The organism is Streptomyces sp. NPDC005963, from assembly GCF_040638655.1.
In the GTDB taxonomy this organism is placed as follows: Bacteria; Actinomycetota; Actinomycetes; order Streptomycetales; family Streptomycetaceae; genus Streptomyces.
This window is the reverse complement of record NZ_JBEXVD010000002.1, coordinates 127,108-142,434: the sequence shown is the minus strand read 5'-3', so window position 1 is coordinate 142,434 and position 15,327 is coordinate 127,108. Positions and strand designations below refer to the sequence as shown.

At 69.5% G+C, this 15,327-nt stretch carries 16 protein-coding genes and 1 pseudogene; 8 read left to right on the top strand and 9 right to left on the bottom strand.

Annotated features, from left to right (window positions below; all coding sequences use genetic code 11):
* Positions 1-27 precede the first annotated feature (27 nt).
* The gene (locus ABZ348_RS03860; protein WP_358929021.1) at positions 28-1,629 is read left to right on the top strand and encodes a Na+/H+ antiporter; all 1,602 of its coding nucleotides are present in this window, start codon (positions 28-30) and stop codon (positions 1,627-1,629) included.
* Here ABZ348_RS03860 and ABZ348_RS03855 read toward each other — a convergent pair.
* Complete coding sequence (locus tag ABZ348_RS03855; RefSeq protein WP_358929019.1) at positions 1,605-2,522, bottom strand: pyridoxal-phosphate dependent enzyme; 918 nt, start codon at positions 2,520-2,522, stop codon at positions 1,605-1,607. The two genes, ABZ348_RS03860 and ABZ348_RS03855, sit on opposite strands and share 25 nt — an antisense overlap.
* Before the next feature lie 98 nt (positions 2,523-2,620).
* Positions 2,621-3,211, bottom strand: a complete 591-nt coding sequence (locus tag ABZ348_RS03850; protein WP_358929017.1) for an N-acetylmuramoyl-L-alanine amidase — start codon at positions 3,209-3,211, stop codon at positions 2,621-2,623.
* A gap of 286 nt (positions 3,212-3,497) precedes the next feature.
* Between ABZ348_RS03850 and ABZ348_RS03845 the strand changes: the two genes are divergently transcribed.
* The 4 genes from ABZ348_RS03845 to ABZ348_RS03830 all read left to right on the top strand — a co-directional run bounded on the left by ABZ348_RS03845 (position 3,498) and on the right by ABZ348_RS03830 (position 7,549).
* Entirely contained in the window at positions 3,498-4,922 is a 1,425-nt protein-coding gene (locus ABZ348_RS03845; RefSeq protein ID WP_358929015.1) for a family 2B encapsulin nanocompartment shell protein, read from the top strand.
* 224 nt (positions 4,923-5,146) lie between these two features.
* Positions 5,147-6,184 carry a family 2 encapsulin nanocompartment cargo protein polyprenyl transferase gene (locus ABZ348_RS03840; protein ID WP_358929013.1) on the top strand — a complete coding sequence of 346 codons (1,038 nt, stop codon included), beginning with the start codon at positions 5,147-5,149 and terminating at the stop codon, positions 6,182-6,184.
* 139 nt (positions 6,185-6,323) lie between these two features.
* Positions 6,324-6,902, top strand: coding sequence for a dihydrofolate reductase family protein (locus tag ABZ348_RS03835; RefSeq protein WP_358929807.1), 579 nt, complete (start codon positions 6,324-6,326; stop codon positions 6,900-6,902).
* A 206-nt stretch (positions 6,903-7,108) separates the two neighbouring features.
* Entirely contained in the window at positions 7,109-7,549 is a 441-nt protein-coding gene (locus ABZ348_RS03830) for a DUF6304 family protein (RefSeq protein WP_358929011.1), read from the top strand.
* Positions 7,550-7,765: 216 nt separating this feature from the next.
* Here the strand turns inward: ABZ348_RS03830 and snpA are convergent, their stop codons facing one another.
* Entirely contained in the window at positions 7,766-8,428 is a 663-nt protein-coding gene (snpA, locus tag ABZ348_RS03825) for a snapalysin (RefSeq protein ID WP_358929009.1), read from the bottom strand.
* Between the two features lie 233 nt (positions 8,429-8,661).
* On the opposite strand from snpA, the gene ABZ348_RS03820 reads away from it, so the two are divergent.
* Positions 8,662-9,618 (top strand): LysR family transcriptional regulator, encoded by a 957-nt coding sequence (locus tag ABZ348_RS03820; protein WP_358929007.1) that lies wholly within the window; start codon positions 8,662-8,664, stop codon positions 9,616-9,618.
* A gap of 3 nt (positions 9,619-9,621) precedes the next feature.
* Here ABZ348_RS03820 and ABZ348_RS03815 read toward each other — a convergent pair whose 3' ends face one another.
* From ABZ348_RS03815 to sodN, 3 genes are all read right to left on the bottom strand, one after another.
* The gene (locus ABZ348_RS03815; RefSeq protein WP_358929005.1) at positions 9,622-10,161 is read right to left on the bottom strand and encodes an NUDIX hydrolase; all 540 of its coding nucleotides are present in this window, start codon (positions 10,159-10,161) and stop codon (positions 9,622-9,624) included.
* Positions 10,162-10,405: 244 nt separating this feature from the next.
* On the bottom strand, positions 10,406-10,885 hold the full coding sequence (locus ABZ348_RS03810; RefSeq protein WP_358929003.1) for a hypothetical protein: 480 nt from the start codon (positions 10,883-10,885) through the stop codon (positions 10,406-10,408).
* Between the two features lie 358 nt (positions 10,886-11,243).
* Complete coding sequence (gene sodN / locus ABZ348_RS03805) at positions 11,244-11,639, bottom strand: superoxide dismutase, Ni (protein ID WP_358929001.1); 396 nt, start codon at positions 11,637-11,639, stop codon at positions 11,244-11,246.
* A 151-nt stretch (positions 11,640-11,790) separates the two neighbouring features.
* On the opposite strand from sodN, the gene sodX reads away from it, so the two are divergent.
* Positions 11,791-12,213, top strand: coding sequence for a nickel-type superoxide dismutase maturation protease (gene sodX, locus ABZ348_RS03800; protein ID WP_358929805.1), 423 nt, complete (start codon positions 11,791-11,793; stop codon positions 12,211-12,213).
* Here the strand turns inward: sodX and ABZ348_RS03795 are convergent.
* A complete protein-coding gene (locus tag ABZ348_RS03795; protein ID WP_358928999.1) occupies positions 12,114-12,746 on the bottom strand; it encodes a CGNR zinc finger domain-containing protein in 633 nt (210 codons plus the stop codon). The two genes, sodX and ABZ348_RS03795, sit on opposite strands and share 100 nt — an antisense overlap.
* Before the next feature lie 88 nt (positions 12,747-12,834).
* Here ABZ348_RS03795 and ABZ348_RS03790 point away from each other — a divergent pair.
* Positions 12,835-13,215, top strand: a pseudogene (locus tag ABZ348_RS03790) (class I SAM-dependent methyltransferase); the annotation flags it as partial.
* A gap of 160 nt (positions 13,216-13,375) precedes the next feature.
* On the opposite strand, the gene ABZ348_RS03785 reads toward ABZ348_RS03790, so the two are convergent.
* Entirely contained in the window at positions 13,376-13,918 is a 543-nt protein-coding gene (locus ABZ348_RS03785; protein ID WP_358928998.1) for an NUDIX hydrolase, read from the bottom strand.
* 4 nt (positions 13,919-13,922) lie between these two features.
* Positions 13,923-15,044, bottom strand: coding sequence for an adenosylhomocysteinase (locus ABZ348_RS03780; RefSeq protein ID WP_358928996.1), 1,122 nt, complete (start codon positions 15,042-15,044; stop codon positions 13,923-13,925).
* Positions 15,045-15,327 lie beyond the last annotated feature (283 nt).

Genomic DNA, 15,327 nt, shown 5'->3' with positions numbered 1-15,327 from the left:
CCGAGCAACGAGCGTGAGGGACGGCGCATGGACGCATTGCCACTGGTGGCGCTGATCGCGGTCAGCGCCGTGATCGCGGGGGCCGCCCGCAGAACCCCCGTACCGGCGCCGCTGCTCCTGGTCACGGCCGGGCTGATCGCCGCGTACGTCCCCGGCGTGCCGGACTACACCCTCGATCCGCACATCGTGCTTCCGCTGCTCTTGCCTCCCCTGCTGCACACGGCCGCGCTCGACAGCTCGTACCTCGACCTTCGCGCCAATGTGCGACCCGTCGCCCTGCTGTCCGTGGGGTACGTCCTCTTCGCCACGGTGTCCGTCGGCTACCTCGCCCACCAGCTGATTCCTGAGCTGCCGCTGACGGCCGCGCTGGTGCTCGGCGCGGTGGTCGCGCCGCCGGACGCGGTCGCGGCGACGGCCATCGCCCGCCGGCTGGGGCTGCCCAACCGGATCACCACCATCCTCCAGGGCGAATCCCTGGTGAACGACGCGACGGCGATCACCGCCTACAAGGTGGCGCTCGCCGCGGCGATCGGTGAGGGGGCCAGCTGGGCCGGCGGCATCGGCGAGTTCCTGCTGGCGGCGGTCGGCGGGGTCGGGGTGGGGCTGCTGCTGATGGTGCCGATCCACTGGCTGCGCACGCATCTGAAGGAGGCGCTGCTCCAGAACACCCTGTCGTTGCTGATTCCCTTCATCGCGTACGCCGCAGCCGAACAGGTCCATGCCTCGGGGGTGCTCGCCGTGGTCGTCGTGGCGCTCTACCTCGGCCATCGCCGCTGGCAGGTGGATTTCGCCACCCGGCTCCAGGAGGAGGCGGTGTGGAAGATGGTCGGCTTCATCCTGGAGTCCACGGTCTTCGCCCTGATCGGCCTCCAGTTGCCGTACGTGCTCCAGGGGCTCGGCACCTACGGGGTCGCCGAGTCCCTCGGGTACGCGGTGGGCGTCTTCGTCTTCGTGGTGGCCATGAGGTACGTGTGGGTCTTTCCCGCGACCTTCCTGCCCCGCAAGCTGTCCTCGCGGATCAGGGACCGGGAGCCGGGCGTGGACTGGCGGGCGCCGGTGGTCGTGGGATGGGCGGGGATGCGGGGTGTCGTCTCCCTGGCGATCGCTTTCTCCATCCCCCTGACCACGGCCGCCGACGAGCCCTTCCCGGCACGCAATCTGGTGCTGTTCCTGACCTTCACCACCGTGATCGGCACGCTGGTGGTCCAGGGGCTGACCCTGCCGGCGCTGATCCGGCTGCTCAAGCTGCCGAAGAAGGACCGGTACGCCGAGACACTGGCCGAGGCGCAGGCGCAGAACGAGGCGTCCGAGGCGGCGGACGAGCGGCTCGACCAGTTGCTGACGGACGAGCGCAATGCGCTGCCGCAGGCGCTGGAGGACCGGTTGCGGACCGTGATGGAGCGACGGCGCAACGCCGTCTGGGAGCGGCTCGGCGCGGTCAACGAGCGGACGGGGGAGTCCGCCGACGACACCTATCGACGGCTTGCGGGGGAGATGATCGAAGCGGAGCGCGAGGTGTTCGTACGGTTGCGGGACGCCCGCGGCATCGACGACGAGATGATGCGCACGCTGCTGCGGCGGCTCGATCTGGAGGAGGCCGCCGCCTACCGCGAGGAGGAGTCCGGCTGACCCGTGATGACGGCCGCCAGCCGGGTGCCGGGCGGGAAGGCGCCCTCGGCGGCGAGCACGGTCAGACCCCAGAGCATTTTGGCGACATATGTACGTTCCACGGGCACTCCGTGGAGTGCTTCGAACTCAGCTGCGAACGCGTCCAGTTCAGGGGTGGTGCGGGCGTAGCCGCCGCAGTGGAAGCGTTCGTCCAGCGACCAGTGCCCCCGGCGGCCACCGAATGCGGCGCCTTGGATGCGGAGCGTCTCAGCGGCCAGGAATCCGCCCTTGAGCACGGGGAACGCCAGCGCGCGCTGACCGGGGCCGAGGCCGGCGGCCAGTCCGGCGAGGGTCCCTCCCGTGCCACAGGCGACGGCGGCCACGTCCGCGTGCCCGCGCAGCTCCCGGCCGAGCGCGGTGCACCCTTCGGCGGCGAGCGCGTTGCTGCCGCCCTCGGGGATCACATAGGCGCCGGCGGGCGCACGGTCGCGCAGGAGTCGGGCCAGCACCTCGGGCTCGGCCTTGCGGCGGTAGGTGGCCCGGTCCACGAAGACGAGCCGCATCCCCTGCTCGGCGCAGCGCGCGAGGGAGTCGTTGAGGGGGCGGTGGGCCAACTCGTCCCCGCGGACCACGCCGATCGTGGGGCAGCCGAGCAGCCGGCCGGCCGCCGCCGTGGCGCGCAGATGGTTGGAGTAGGCGCCGCCGAAGGTGAGCAGGGGGCGTCCGGCAGCCGCCCTGAGATTGGGCGCCAGTTTGCGCCATTTGTTGCCGGGGATGTCGGGGTGGATCAGATCGTCGCGCTTGAGCAGCAGACGGAGGCCGTGACGGGTGAAGCGCTCGTCGTCGACGGGTTGGAGCGGGGAGGGCAGCCGGGGCTCCAGGGCGGCGGTGTGGTCGGGCGTGGACGTGGCCATGGACCCATTGTCATCTGCTCGTCAGCTGCGGAGACCGGACGGTCCGCAGGGGGAGGGACGGGCCCGTCCCAGGGGATCGGTGTGCGGTGTGCGGCGCGTCACTTCAGCCGCTCCTGCACGCGCTCGCGCAGCGAGGCCATCGTGAAGCCCCTGGGGTCGGGTTTGCCCGGCTGCCACTCCAGATGTCCGATGACCGAGCGCGCACCCCAGCCGTGCACCCGGCAGACGGCGGCCGATGCCCTTTCGATGGCCGTCAGTTGGGCGGCGGGCCAGGGGTCCTTGCCGTCACCGAGGTTGATGCACTCGAAGCCGTAGAAGTGGCGGTTGCCGTCCACGTTGGCCTCGTTGTCCGGGGGGAGGGCCTTCTCGGCGATGACCGCCTTCAGGACGTCGTCGTCGCCGGGGCCGGCGTGGTTGGCACGGCCGTAGCCGACCAGGTGCACGGTGCCCTGCTTGTCGATGACGCCGTGGCACAGCGGGCCGGGGAGATCGCTGCGCCCGTCGCGGCAGAGGGCGACGGTTCCCGCCGTGCCCCGGGTGACGGTGTGATGGATCATCACTCCGTGCACGGGCCCCCAGGGCCCCTTGTGGTTGCGGTTGTGGGTGCGCCATTCGCCCACCTGAACGACGGTCAGTCCTTCGTCGCGAAGCGCTTGGAGGAATGTGCTGGCGGACATGGGTGAGGCCATGGCCGACTCCCTGAGGTACGAGGAGTACGGAATGTCCGTACTGGGCTGCTACGGCCTCTACCCGCTGTTCCGGAGGGAGCCATGCGTACGAGTGGTGTGCGAGCCGATCCGGTCACCCAATCAAACGGATTGTTGAATTCTGCGCAACATGCCCCGTTAGTCGTTAAGTATTCCCATCCGTTCGTGTAATGGTGCTGGCCCATAAAGGGCTGGGATTCTTTCCCTCGCAGGTCAGGCCGGGTGGTCGGGCCGTGCAGATCAGACCGTGATCGAGAGGGAGTCCTACATGTCGGTTGGTTCGGTTGGTTCCGTCGGCGACGAAGCACGTGATCTCCAGGCGTCGAAGCAGCAGAGCCTCGGCACGGCTGCCGCGCGGAATCTCGCGACCACCACCAAGTCCGTCCCTCAGATGCAGGAGATCACCTCGCGGTGGCTGCTGCGGATGCTGCCGTGGGTGCAGGTGCAGGGCGGTGCCTACCGGGTGAACCGCCGACTGAGCTACGCGGTGGGCGACGGCCGGGTGACCTTCGTCCAGACCGGTGAGCGGGTCGCGGTGATCCCGGCCGAGTTGGGGGAGCTCCCCGCCCTTCGGGAGTACGACGACGAGGGCGTCCTCGCCGAGTTGGCGAACCGCTGCGAGCAGCAGGAGTTCAGCGCCGGCCAACTGCTGGCCGAGGCGGGCTCGACCGCGGACCGCGTCCTGCTACTGGCGCACGGCAGGGTCGAACAGCTCGGCACCGGGCCCTACGGGGACGAGGCCGTCGTCAATGTCCTGGCCGACGGTGCCTACCTCGGTGAGCAGTCGCTCGTGGAGTCCGACGCCACCTGGCAGTACACCGCCCGGGCCGCCACCGCCTGCACCGTCCTCGTCCTCACCCGCAGTGATGTGCTCAACCTCGCGGAGCGGGCCGAGTCGCTGCGCACGCATCTGGCGGGTGTCGCGGCCCTGCCCCGACAGCGGACCAACACATACGGCGAGGCGGCCATCGACCTCTCCGCCGGACATGTCGGCGAAGCGGTGGTGCCACACACCTTCGTGGACTACGAGGCGTCCCCGCGCGAGTACGAACTCAGCGTCGCGCAGACCGTTCTGAAGGTCCACAGCCGCGTGGCCGACCTGTACAACCAGCCGATGAACCAGACCGAGCAGCAGTTGCGGCTCACGGTCGAGGCGCTGCGCGAGCGCCAGGAGGACGAGCTCATCAACAACCGGGAGTTCGGGCTCCTGGCCAACTGCGACTACGAGCAGCGCCTCCAGCCCCATGACGGGGCGCCCACCCCCGACGACATGGACGAACTGCTCTCCCGCCGTCGGGGATCGAAGCTCTTCCTCGCCCATCCGCGGGCCATCGCCGCCTTCGGCCGTGAGTGCAACCGCCGCGGGCTGGTTCCGCAGAGCGTGGAGGTGGGCGGACACCATGTGCCGTCGTGGCGCGGCGTGCCCATCTTCCCCAGCAACAAGATCCCGATCACCCCGGCCAGGACCACGTCCATCATCTGCATGCGTACCGGAGAAGCCGAGCAGGGCGTCATCGGGCTCCAGCAGGCCGGCATTCCCGATGAGATCGAGCCGAGCCTGTCCGTGCGGTTCATGGGCATCGACGAGCAGGCGATCATCTCCTACCTCGTCACGGCGTACTACTCGGCCGCCGTCCTCGTGCCCGACGCACTGGGCGTCCTGGAGAACGTCGAGGTGAGCCGCTGGAGCTGAGCCGTCCGGCGGCCGGGGCGGGCCGTGCTCACACCCGGCCCGGCCGCCGCACCGCCCTGCCGTACCGGGCCCGGCCGCTCCTCGCACCTTCGAACTCCACAACCGGCCCTGCCGCCCGGCTCCCCGTGCCACGGCCGGCGGGGCCGCGGCCTGCCCGGCCGTGCCTGCCGCCGTGGGGCGTCCCGTTGCGGCGTGCCCCGTCCGTCCCGTGAAAGGACCAGCCGTTGACCACGTCGGAGGCCGTCGAGGGCCGTGAGGCGCTCGCCCTTCTGGAACGTACCCGCGAGGCCGTCGACCCCCGACTCCGCGCAGCCGTCGCCTCCCTGCCCGCTTCCCTGCGCCACGTCGCGATGTACCACTTCGGGTGGGAACACGCGGACGGGACCCTGGCCACCAAGCCCGCCGGGAAGGCCATCAGACCCGCGTTGGTGTTGGCCGCGGTGCGGGCGCTGGGCGGAGATCCGCGGCAGGCCGTACAGGCCGCGGCTGCGGTGGAGTTGGCGCACAACTTCACGCTCCTGCACGACGATGTGATCGACGAGGACTCCACGCGCAGGCACCGCCCCACCGCCTGGACGGTGTTCGGCACCGCGGACGCCATCATCGCCGGTGACGCCATGTTCGCCCTCGCCCTGCGGCTGCTGGCGGAGGACCTCCACCCGGCAGCGGCGGCGGCCTCGGAGCGGCTCACCGCCTGTGTGATCGAGCTCTGCGCGGGCCAGCAGGCGGATTGCGCCTTCGAGGAGCGCGCTCCCCACGAGGTCTCGTTGGACGAGTGCATGGAGATGGCCACGGCGAAGACGGGTGCGCTGCTGGGCTGCGCCTGTGCGGTGGGGGCGCTGTACGCGGGTGCGGGCCCGGAGGAGACCGAGGCCATGGACGCCTTCGGCCGGGAGGCCGGGTTGGCGTTCCAGCTCATCGACGATCTGATCGGCATCTGGGGTGACCCGGGGCGGACGGGCAAACCGGCGGGCGCGGATCTCGCCGCGTACAAGAAGTCGCTGCCCGTGGTGGCGGCGCTCACTTCCGGGACACCGGCGGGGGAGGAGCTCGCGGAGCTCTACCGCGGTCCCATGACGGGTCGCACGATCGGTCTCGCGGCGGATGCGGTGGACCGGGCCGGGGGCAAGGACTGGGCGCAGGTCCAGGCGTCCGACCGCATGGCCAGGGCGGTCCACGAGCTGTCCCGGGCGGTTCCGGACCTGGCCGCGGCCGGGGACCTCCTGGCCCTCGCGGAGTTCGTCACGCGCCGCAGCCGCTGAGCGCACCCGTCCGGTACCGGTCCCGGGCAGTAAGGCGCTTGCCAAACCACTACGACTGAAGCACTATGGGTGAAGTGGTTGTGCGGTGGGTGATCCCGCCGCGCCGCCCGATGACCACTCCACGACGGACGGGACCGGTTTGCGCAAGCTCAGCTACCTCATCGCCGCATCGATCGACGGCTTCATCGGCGCCCCGGGAGGGGAGGCCGGATTCTTCAACCGCTTCGTGGTCGGCGATTACCTCGACTACCTCCGCACCGAGCAGGCCGACACCCTGCCCGTCGTCGCCCGCCGGCACTTCGGCGTCGAGGACCGGCCCCTGACCCGCTACGACACCGTGATCCAGGGGCGCGTCAGCTACGACATCGCACTCCAGGAGGGCATCACCCGCCCCTACGCCCAACTGCGGGAGATCGTGGCGTCCCGCACCCTCACCGCATCACCCGACCCCGAGGTGGAGATCGTTTCCGCCGATCTCGTCGGTCGCGTCAGGGAGTTGAAGAAGGAGGACGGGCTCTCCATCTACCTCTGCGGCGGCGCCCACCTCGCCGGCCAACTCCGCGACGAGGTGGACGAACTCGTCATCAAGACCTATCCCGTGGTGCTGGGCGAGGGGATGCGGATGTTCGACGCCGGGTTCCGCGTCGACGACTTCACGCTGATCTCCACGCGCACTTTCGACAACGGCGTCGTCGTCCGCACCTACGAACGCGGATAGCCGAGCCGTGCCCCGCCCGGTCGCGGGGGCCCCGGTGGGGGTGTTCGCCCCCTATCGGAGCCCCGGCGGGCGCCACGACCCCGACCGCCCGCCCCGCATCGAACCGGCCGTACGACCCCTCGGCCGGCCGCCCTCCCCGGCTTTCGATGGCCGATGAACCATCCCGGCTGTTCAGGGCAGGGCCACATACCGCTACAGTCCGCGCCATGTCATCGGATTCGACTGAAGTCTGGGCGGGCTGGTACCGCGACCGACGTGGCGCGGAAGCGGTCACGATCGCGGCGCACGGACGGCAACTGCGCACGCGTATCAGGGGTGTTGAGTACGAAGGGGCGACCTTTGCCGCCCTGGAGGTCGTCGGGGCGGAGGGAGTCCTCTCCTCCTGCGTACTGGAGTGGGACATACCGCTGCCGATCCACGTGGGCGGCGATGTCGAGCGCGCCACGCTGAGCTGTCTGCTGACGCTCGGTGAACTGAGGCCCGAGGGGTCCCTCGATCGGGCGGATCTCAACCTCACCCTGCACTACGGCGGAGCCGCCTACGAGTCCGGAGTCGCAGGAGGCGACTTCGACGACGCACTCGACCGCATCCAGAAACAGCTGCCCTCCGGGGCCGAGTTGGGAAGCCACACCTGCGCCGAAGTCTGATCCCACGCACGGCCCGGCGCGGCGGGGAGTGCAACAACGCCAACGGCGCCCCTCGTCTCGGACGAGGGGCGCCATCGGGGCGGTACGACCATCCCCCGCGGTGCGAGCACGGGAAGAGGAGGAGGGGGCGCCCCGCTTCCTGGTAACGGGACGCCCCCGGCAGTGCGGACCCTGCCCCTGCGGTCCTGGCGGTGAGACCTCAGGGCCCGCTCGTGGTCAGGAGGTGCGCGCAGCCGCAGCGGCCAGCCCGTACGCCCAGATCGAGTTCACCCGCGACCGCTCCTGGGTGTTGGGAACCGCGTTGCGGCAGGACGGGCCGGGACCGCCGCCGGACATCAACTCGCTGCACGGCCCGCGGTAGTTGTCCGGCAGCCCGAGCACATGACCGGTCTCGTGCGAGGTCACCCGGTACGAGTCGTACTGCTGGTTCTGCCGGTAGTCGAGGAAGATGTAGCCGCGTCCACGGCCGTCCGTGCTGGCGTAGGAGCCGCGGGCGTCATTTCCCTCGTAGTAGCGGAAGTTCGGGTTGTTGCCCTCCTGGAGGCGCACATTGGTGACCGAGCTGTTCCATATCTGGGTGCTGCGCGCTATCTGACTGCGGAAGGTGGGCGCGCTGGAGGCGTTGTACGTGACGGTGACGACCCGGGCGCCCGGGTTGGCGGCCCGCTGCTCGGCGACCGACTTCAGCACGGCCTGGAAGAACGCCTTCGTCGCCTTGGTGTCCGCGGCGGACCCCTCGTAGGCGACGTAGGACGGGACGGCGGCCCTCGTGGGGGAGTCGGCCGGGGCGGCGGCGGTGGCGGGCACGGCACCGAGGGCGGCGGCCAGGGTGAGGCCGACCGCGAGTGCGGCGGAGAACGCGGTTCTGGGGTGACGCATGGGGGGCTCCTACTCGTCCGGTTGGGAATCCGGTGAATCGGATCGTGCGCACGCAACCGATGAGTCCTGCTGGACCCGGGGAACGGATGCGTAACGCAGAGTCTCGGGGAGAGCGCCCAACCGCGGATGATGCCAACTGGTGATAACCCAGGTGCATCACACTGTCCCCGTCCGTCCGCTGTGCCCGAACTGTGTCTCTGGTGCGGCCGTTGGCGCCGCCCTACTCTCGGGTCATGGAGCTAGAGGTGAGGCACCTGCGCGCCTTGTGCGCCATCGCGGAGACCGGCAGCCTGCACAAGGCTGCACGTCGACTCGGCGTCAGCCAACCGTCCCTGACGACCCAGTTGCGACGGATCGAGAACTCCCTGGGCGCCGAACTCTTCTCACGGGAGCGGTCCGGCTGTCGACCGACACCCCTGGGGCGGGCCGTACTGACCCGGGCCCGACCGCTGGTGGCCGAAATGGCCGCCCTCGTCGTGGAGGTCAAGGCCGCCGCCGCCCGGGCGCACGGAGCCCGGCTGCGCGTCGGTTCGACCGCCAGCAGCGCCCTGCCGGGCTGGCTCGGCAGGCTGCGGCGCAGACTCCCCGACACCGATATCTCACTGCACGTCGACGTCTCGGCGAACGCCCTGCTCAGGATGGTGTCGGCCGGGCAACTCGACGTGGCGTTCGTCCATGAGGTCGAAGGCTGTCCCCTGCTGGTTCCCGACGGCGTCTTCCGCCGGGTGCTGATGGAGCGCGAACCGCAGTTCGTCTCCATGTCGCGCGACCATCCGGCCGCCGCTGCACCCGTGGTGGAACTGCAGGATCTGGCCGAAGACCGATGGATCGTCGATCCGACCGTCGACGGAGAATGGGACGGTCTGCGCCGGGTGCTGGCCGCAGCGGGACTCAACCCGCCGGTCCTGCACGGCGACTACCACACGGCCGCCTCGCTGATCGCGGTCGGCGAGGCGGTCGCCCCCTGCCAGCCGACCTCGGGCGGACGCGAGGACATGGCGGTACGGCCCCTGCGCGGCGACCCCCTCGCCGTACGGCTGCTGCTCTGCACCCCGCCCGGACCCCAGGAACCGTACGACGAGGTGTACACGGACCTGGAGTCCGCCTATCGGGAGGCGGCGACCCGGGCCGCGGTCTACCGCCAGTGGCTGCGCCGCCACAAGAGCCCACTGATCACCCCGGCCGCCTGACCCTCAGCCCGCCGACGTGGCCTGGTCCAGCAGCAGGTAGAGCAGCCCCACCAGACTGCCGCCGCTGACCACCTCTCGACGGTCGATCATCGCCCGGACCTGCGACAACTCAATCCACTCGATGCGGTCCGACTCATTCAACTCGGTCGGCGGGCCGGCATAGTGCGCGCCGTCCGCCCGGAACACATGGTGTTCGGAATCCGTGATGCCGTTCGCGGGCTGTGCATAGACCAACGGTTTCATCGACGAAACCCGCCAGCCGGTCTCCTCCTCGACCTCGCGGGCCGCCGTCTGCTCGGGCGTCTCACCGGGCTCGATCAGCCCCATCGGGAGCTCCCACCCCCAGGTGTCCGTGATGAAGCGGTGCCGCCACATCATCAACACCCGGGACCGCTCGTCCAACACCGCCGCCACCGCGAGGTGCCGCATCCGGACGATGTGGTGCTCTAGACGGTGACCGTCCGGCTGTTGGACGTCCGCGAGCCACAGATTGACCCACGGGTTGGTGTAGATCTGCCGTTCCCCATGGACGGTCCACCGCATCAGCTCAACTCCTTCGCCCCCAGCGCCCCGTGCAGCACCGGGCACTGAACTGGTCTGCCGGGCTCCTGTCTACGCCCATGAGCGACCATGCGTGGCAATCCGTCACCCGTGCGGCCTACGACGGAGGAGCGGTCGACCACCCGTCCCAGCCGGCGTCCACAGCGGGCGCCTCCTCAGAGGGACGATGCCCACAGCTCTCGCGAGGACCGAGGGGAACGGTTCGGGGACCCTGCGGTGGCGGGCCTCACCGCTTGCGCTTGCGGCGGGACTCCCAGTACCCCAGCAACTGGGCGGCCTTCTCGTCGAACTGCTTGTCCAGCATGGACATGGGGGACGACAGGGCGAACTGGTTGCCGTTCTTCCGGATCACCACCAGCCGTCGCCCCCAGATGGTCCGCCCCACCTGGATCGAAGCAACGTCCCCCCAGGGAATCTTCCCCCGCGGGCCGCGCCCCACGATCAGGGCGGACGACGTGGCCTGCACGCCTCGCGGTCGGGGCAGCACACAGCACACCGCGCCCGCTATCGCCGCCAGCAGCACACCGTTGCGGATCTGGCTCATGGGCATCGGATCGTCGGTGAAGAGCAGTCCCACGTACAGCAGCGCGGTCGCCAGCAGGATGCCCACCGTCGCCGGCACCGCGATCTGCATCCGACTCGGCCGGTACCTGATGGCCTCGTTGCTCGGCTTGTCGTTCCTCGCGGGACGCTTGAACTTGTTCACTGAGGCCACCATCCACGTCGCCCGCCCTGAACCGGGGTACCTCTCCCCGCGGGTGTGCATGACAGTACGACAGTGGCACAGCAGCTCGCCGGGAATCCGCCGTGGGTCGTTGCCGTCGGCAACGGTTCCCGTACGGGTCGCCCGGGCGCGCGTCCGCCAGGAGCGGGGAGGGCCCGCGAACCTCGCGGGCCGGTCGGGTGCACTCCTGCCCGCGTACGGGGCCACCACCCGCAGTGGCGGTTCCACCTGCCCGTTCCGCTCCCGAATGGCCTTCGGGACACGCTGAGGGCCCCACTGCCCGCAAGCGGTGGGGCCCTTCTGAGCTGCCGTGATGCCCTCAACGAACCGGGCATGTGCGTCAGGCCTGCTTGGTCTCCCAGAAGATCTTGTCGACCTGGGCGATGTAGTCCAGCGCCTTCTGGCCCGTGGCGGGGTCCGTCGAGGCCTTCGCCGCCGACAGCGCCTTCAGGGTGTCGTTGATCAGCTGGTGGAGCTCGGGGTACTTCTCGAAGTGCGGGGGCTTGAAGTAGTCGCTCCACAGCACCGAGATGTGGTGCTTGGCGAGCTCGGCGCGCTGCTCCTTGATGACCGTGGCGCGGGCGCGGAAGTGCGGGTCCTCGTTGGCCTGGAACTTCTCCTGGACTGCCTTGACCGATTCGGCCTCGATCCTGGCCTGGGCCGGGTCGTAGACACCGCAGGGCAGATCGCAGTGGGCGCTGACCTTCACCTTGGGGGCAAACAGGCGGGAGAGCATGGTGCAGTCCTTCCTCGTGATCGTCTTCTCAGGTGGGACATTACTCCGTGAGAGAGTCGATTTCGCGAGTGCCCCCTAGGGCTTAGGACGAAAGTCCGGGGTCAGTATGGGACTGGTGGCGGAACATACCCTGGTACTCGGAGGTGGCCTGATGTCGGAGCGGGGGCGGGCGCAGAATGCGCCGTTCGGTGTGGCCGAGGTGTCGGGACCGTCCATGTATCCGACGCTCAAGCCCGGCGACCAGCTGTTGGTCCACTACGGTGCGCAGGTCAGGCCCGGCGACGTCGCCGTACTGCGCCACCCACTCCAACAGGACCTCCTGATCGTCAAGCGGCTCGCCGAGCGGCGGCCGGGCGGTTGGTGGGTGCTCGGCGACAACCCCGGCGCGGAGGGAGACAGCCGGGTGTTCGGAGCCGTCCCGCCCGAACTGCTCCTGGGGCGGGTGCGGGGCCGCTATCGGCCGCGGGCCGAGGGTCAGCGGTCGGCGCTGGGACTGGTCTCCTGGGCCTTGACCGCCGTACGTCCCGTGTCGTGCAGCCGGTCGGTGCTCTCCAGGCGCTTGCGGGCGCGGTAAGCGGCGACATTGGCGCGGGTGGCGCACCGGTCCGAGCAGTAGCGGCGGGAGCGGTTGGTCGACGTGTCGAGATAGGCGTTGCGGCAGGGCGCCGCCTCGCACAGGCCGAGTCGATCGACTCCGTACTCCGTGAGGTGGACGGCGAGACCCATGGCCGCGATCGCCGCATAGCCCGCGGTGGCGTTGGAGGGGTGCTCGGCGAGATGCATGTGCCACTTGGGGCGGCCGTCGTCGTCCCGGAAGTCATGCCCGGAGATCTGCGGGCTGACGGGGAACTCCAGCAGGAGCGAGTTGAGCAGGTCGACCGCTTGGGTCTCATCGCCCGCGTCGGCCGCGGCGAAGACCGCCCGCAGTCGGCCGCGCACCGAGCGGAAACGGGTCACGTCGGCCTCCGTCGCGCGCCGAGCGGCCTGGGCGGACGCCCCGAAGAGCTCCCGGACCACCTCGACCGAGGTGAGGGAGTCCCTGCCGCGGGCCGGCTCCTCGGTGTTGACCAGGCGCACGGCGAAGTCCGAGTAATGGGCTAGCTCCACTTGTAGTCCTTACCGAGGGCGGTCTAGAGTCGGGCTGTCGAAGTAATGGATGTTACCGATTTCAGGGTATTACGAGCGGGAGGTTTCCATGGGAGAGGCGCGGCTGCCCGGACGTGCGGACTGGGATGCCTGGCAGCGGAGCTGGGACCGTCAACAAGAGTGGTACATGCCCGACCGCGAAGAGCGGTTCCAGGTCATGCTGGACATGGTCGAGGCGACCGTGGGGCCGGCCCCGCGCGTGCTCGACCTCGCCTGCGGCACGGGCACCATCACCGACCGTCTCCTCGCCCGGATGCCCGACGCCACCAGCACCGGCGTCGACCTCGACCCGGCGCTCCTGACGATCGCACGGGGTCATTTCGCCGCGGACCACGGCGTCACCCTGATCAGCGCCGACCTCACGGACCCCGAGTGGACGGCGAAGCTGCCCCACGACACGTACGACGCCGTCCTGACCGGGAGATCCCTCTAAACACACACCCTACTGCGCCGTTGTTGATCTAGTACGACGAACGTCCGAACATGCGTGAGCCCCGCCCACCTGCCAGACGAGACGGCAGACGAACGGGGCCTTTTTGCTGTTCAGGGGCACTACACGACGGGCAGGTGCGGAGGTTCCTGAGGCGGGGCTATCGGAGCGATGCGGCGACGCGAGCCCGCAGCGTCTCGTCAGTGATCGTGTCCACGCTGCGCCACGCGTAGCCGCTCACTTCCTCCTCCTGAAGCGTCACGGCCTGGTCGCCGGAAGCACGGAAGACGTACCGGAAGTCCGCGTGCCAGTGGGCGCCCTCGCCCTTGCTGTCGTTCGCAGGGATCGGGTGCACATCGATGTGCACGGGCGTGGGCTGAACGGGGGCGAGGCTGAGCGTCACCCCCGTCTCCTCGACCAGTTCGCGGAGAGCGGCGCCCAGAAGGTCCATGTCCTCGGGCTCAAGGTGCCCACCCGGGGTCAGCCACTTGTCGAGCGCGTTGTGATGGATGAACAGGGCCTCGCCCCGGTCGTTGACGAGCACAGCGCCCGCTGTGACGTGTCCCCGGAACTCCTTCCGGCTGGTCACGTCAGTGCCCTGGTCCAGGAGCTCGGCCAGAGGGGCTAGTGCGTGCTTGTCCTCGGGGTGCGCGTCCGTGTACTCGGCGAGGGTCGTACGGATGTGGTCTGCCGTGATGGGCATGCGATCACCTGTTGTAGTAGTGGAGCCAGGTAGCCGCGATGGCTTCCCGGTCAGCGGTGGGCACCTCGTACATGCCTGCGTCCAGCCCGCCGCGCGCCAGCATTGCTGCGCCCGCGAGGATCTCGGCCTGAACGAGGAAGATGAACGGTCCAACGCTCGCGCCGTGGATGAAGTTGACCGCCTCGCCCCCGTTCAGCAGATAGAAGTAGTGCCCAGTAGTGCTGTAGCGGCTCACGTGCTCGCCGGCGCTGTCGCGGACGTAGCCCGAGGGCAGGCCGCTCAGCTCCAGCTCGTCTTCCGAGCTGGTCACGGTCGCCACGTAGGCCCCGTTCTTGAGCTGCGGGAAGTCTTCGCCCCGCAGGGACAGGGCCCCGGTTGCGCACAGGACGAGTCCGGCGGTGGCTATGGCCTGATCCCGGTCCCGGGCTACCTCGAACCCCTGTGACATGGCCTGTGCGCGTCGTACGGGGTCAATGTCGTACACGATGACCCGCACACCCTTGACGTGCAGCAGACGGGCGATGCTGGACCCGAGCTTTCCGAACCCGAGGACCAGGGCCGGGCGCCCGTGAAGGATGTCCCCACGCTGCCGTAAAAGCGCTTCGGCCGAGAACACGACGGACTGACCGACCAGGAAGTCTTCCGGGTCTTTGAGGGGCGAGCGAGCCACGGACACGACCGGGCACGGCAGCTTGTCGCGTTCGGCGTAGCGCTTGTGCCCGTTCTCGGTGTCCTCGACCACACCGAGGATGGTTCCCGAGAACCGTTCACACAGCATGTCCAGGGAGGGGGCGAAGTACCCGCCCACGTCGAGCAGAACCACACTCTCGCCGGCTGCCCTGGTCTCCAGATACGTCACGGCGGTGTCGGGGTCGCTGAACATGTCACGGGAAAGGTCGTCGCACGCCACGGTGCGTTCGATCTCTCGGCGGGCACTCGCGTGGATGGACTTGGGTTTGGGCAGCACGGCACGCAGGTGTGACACCTTGCCCACGGCCCCGACGAAGGCGGGTCGCTCGGGCAGCAGGTGAGTGATCAGCAGCGAGGACGGACGCTCAGGCAGTGTGAACGCTTCAGCGACCTTGCCGAAGTATGCGTCGAGCCGCGCGCGATCGGTCGTTTCCATGGGCACCCCTTCTTGTTGTCGTCGGTCATTGGCTGGGTTCCACAACAGCTATTTCCGAGAACTCCCGGACGAATGTCATGTGCCCCGTGCGGCCCCGATGCCGAATACACATGTCGCTGCACTCGTCCGCCTTTCCTGTCGGGGCGGAGGTCCAACCACATTCAGGGGCCAGACAGCGCGCGGTCGCTGTCGTCTCGGCCGAAGGGTGGCGGTGCATACGAAACCGGCAGACCCGGATCACCGCGCGCCCGCTCATCGCGTGTCCTCGCATCGCTGGCAGGTG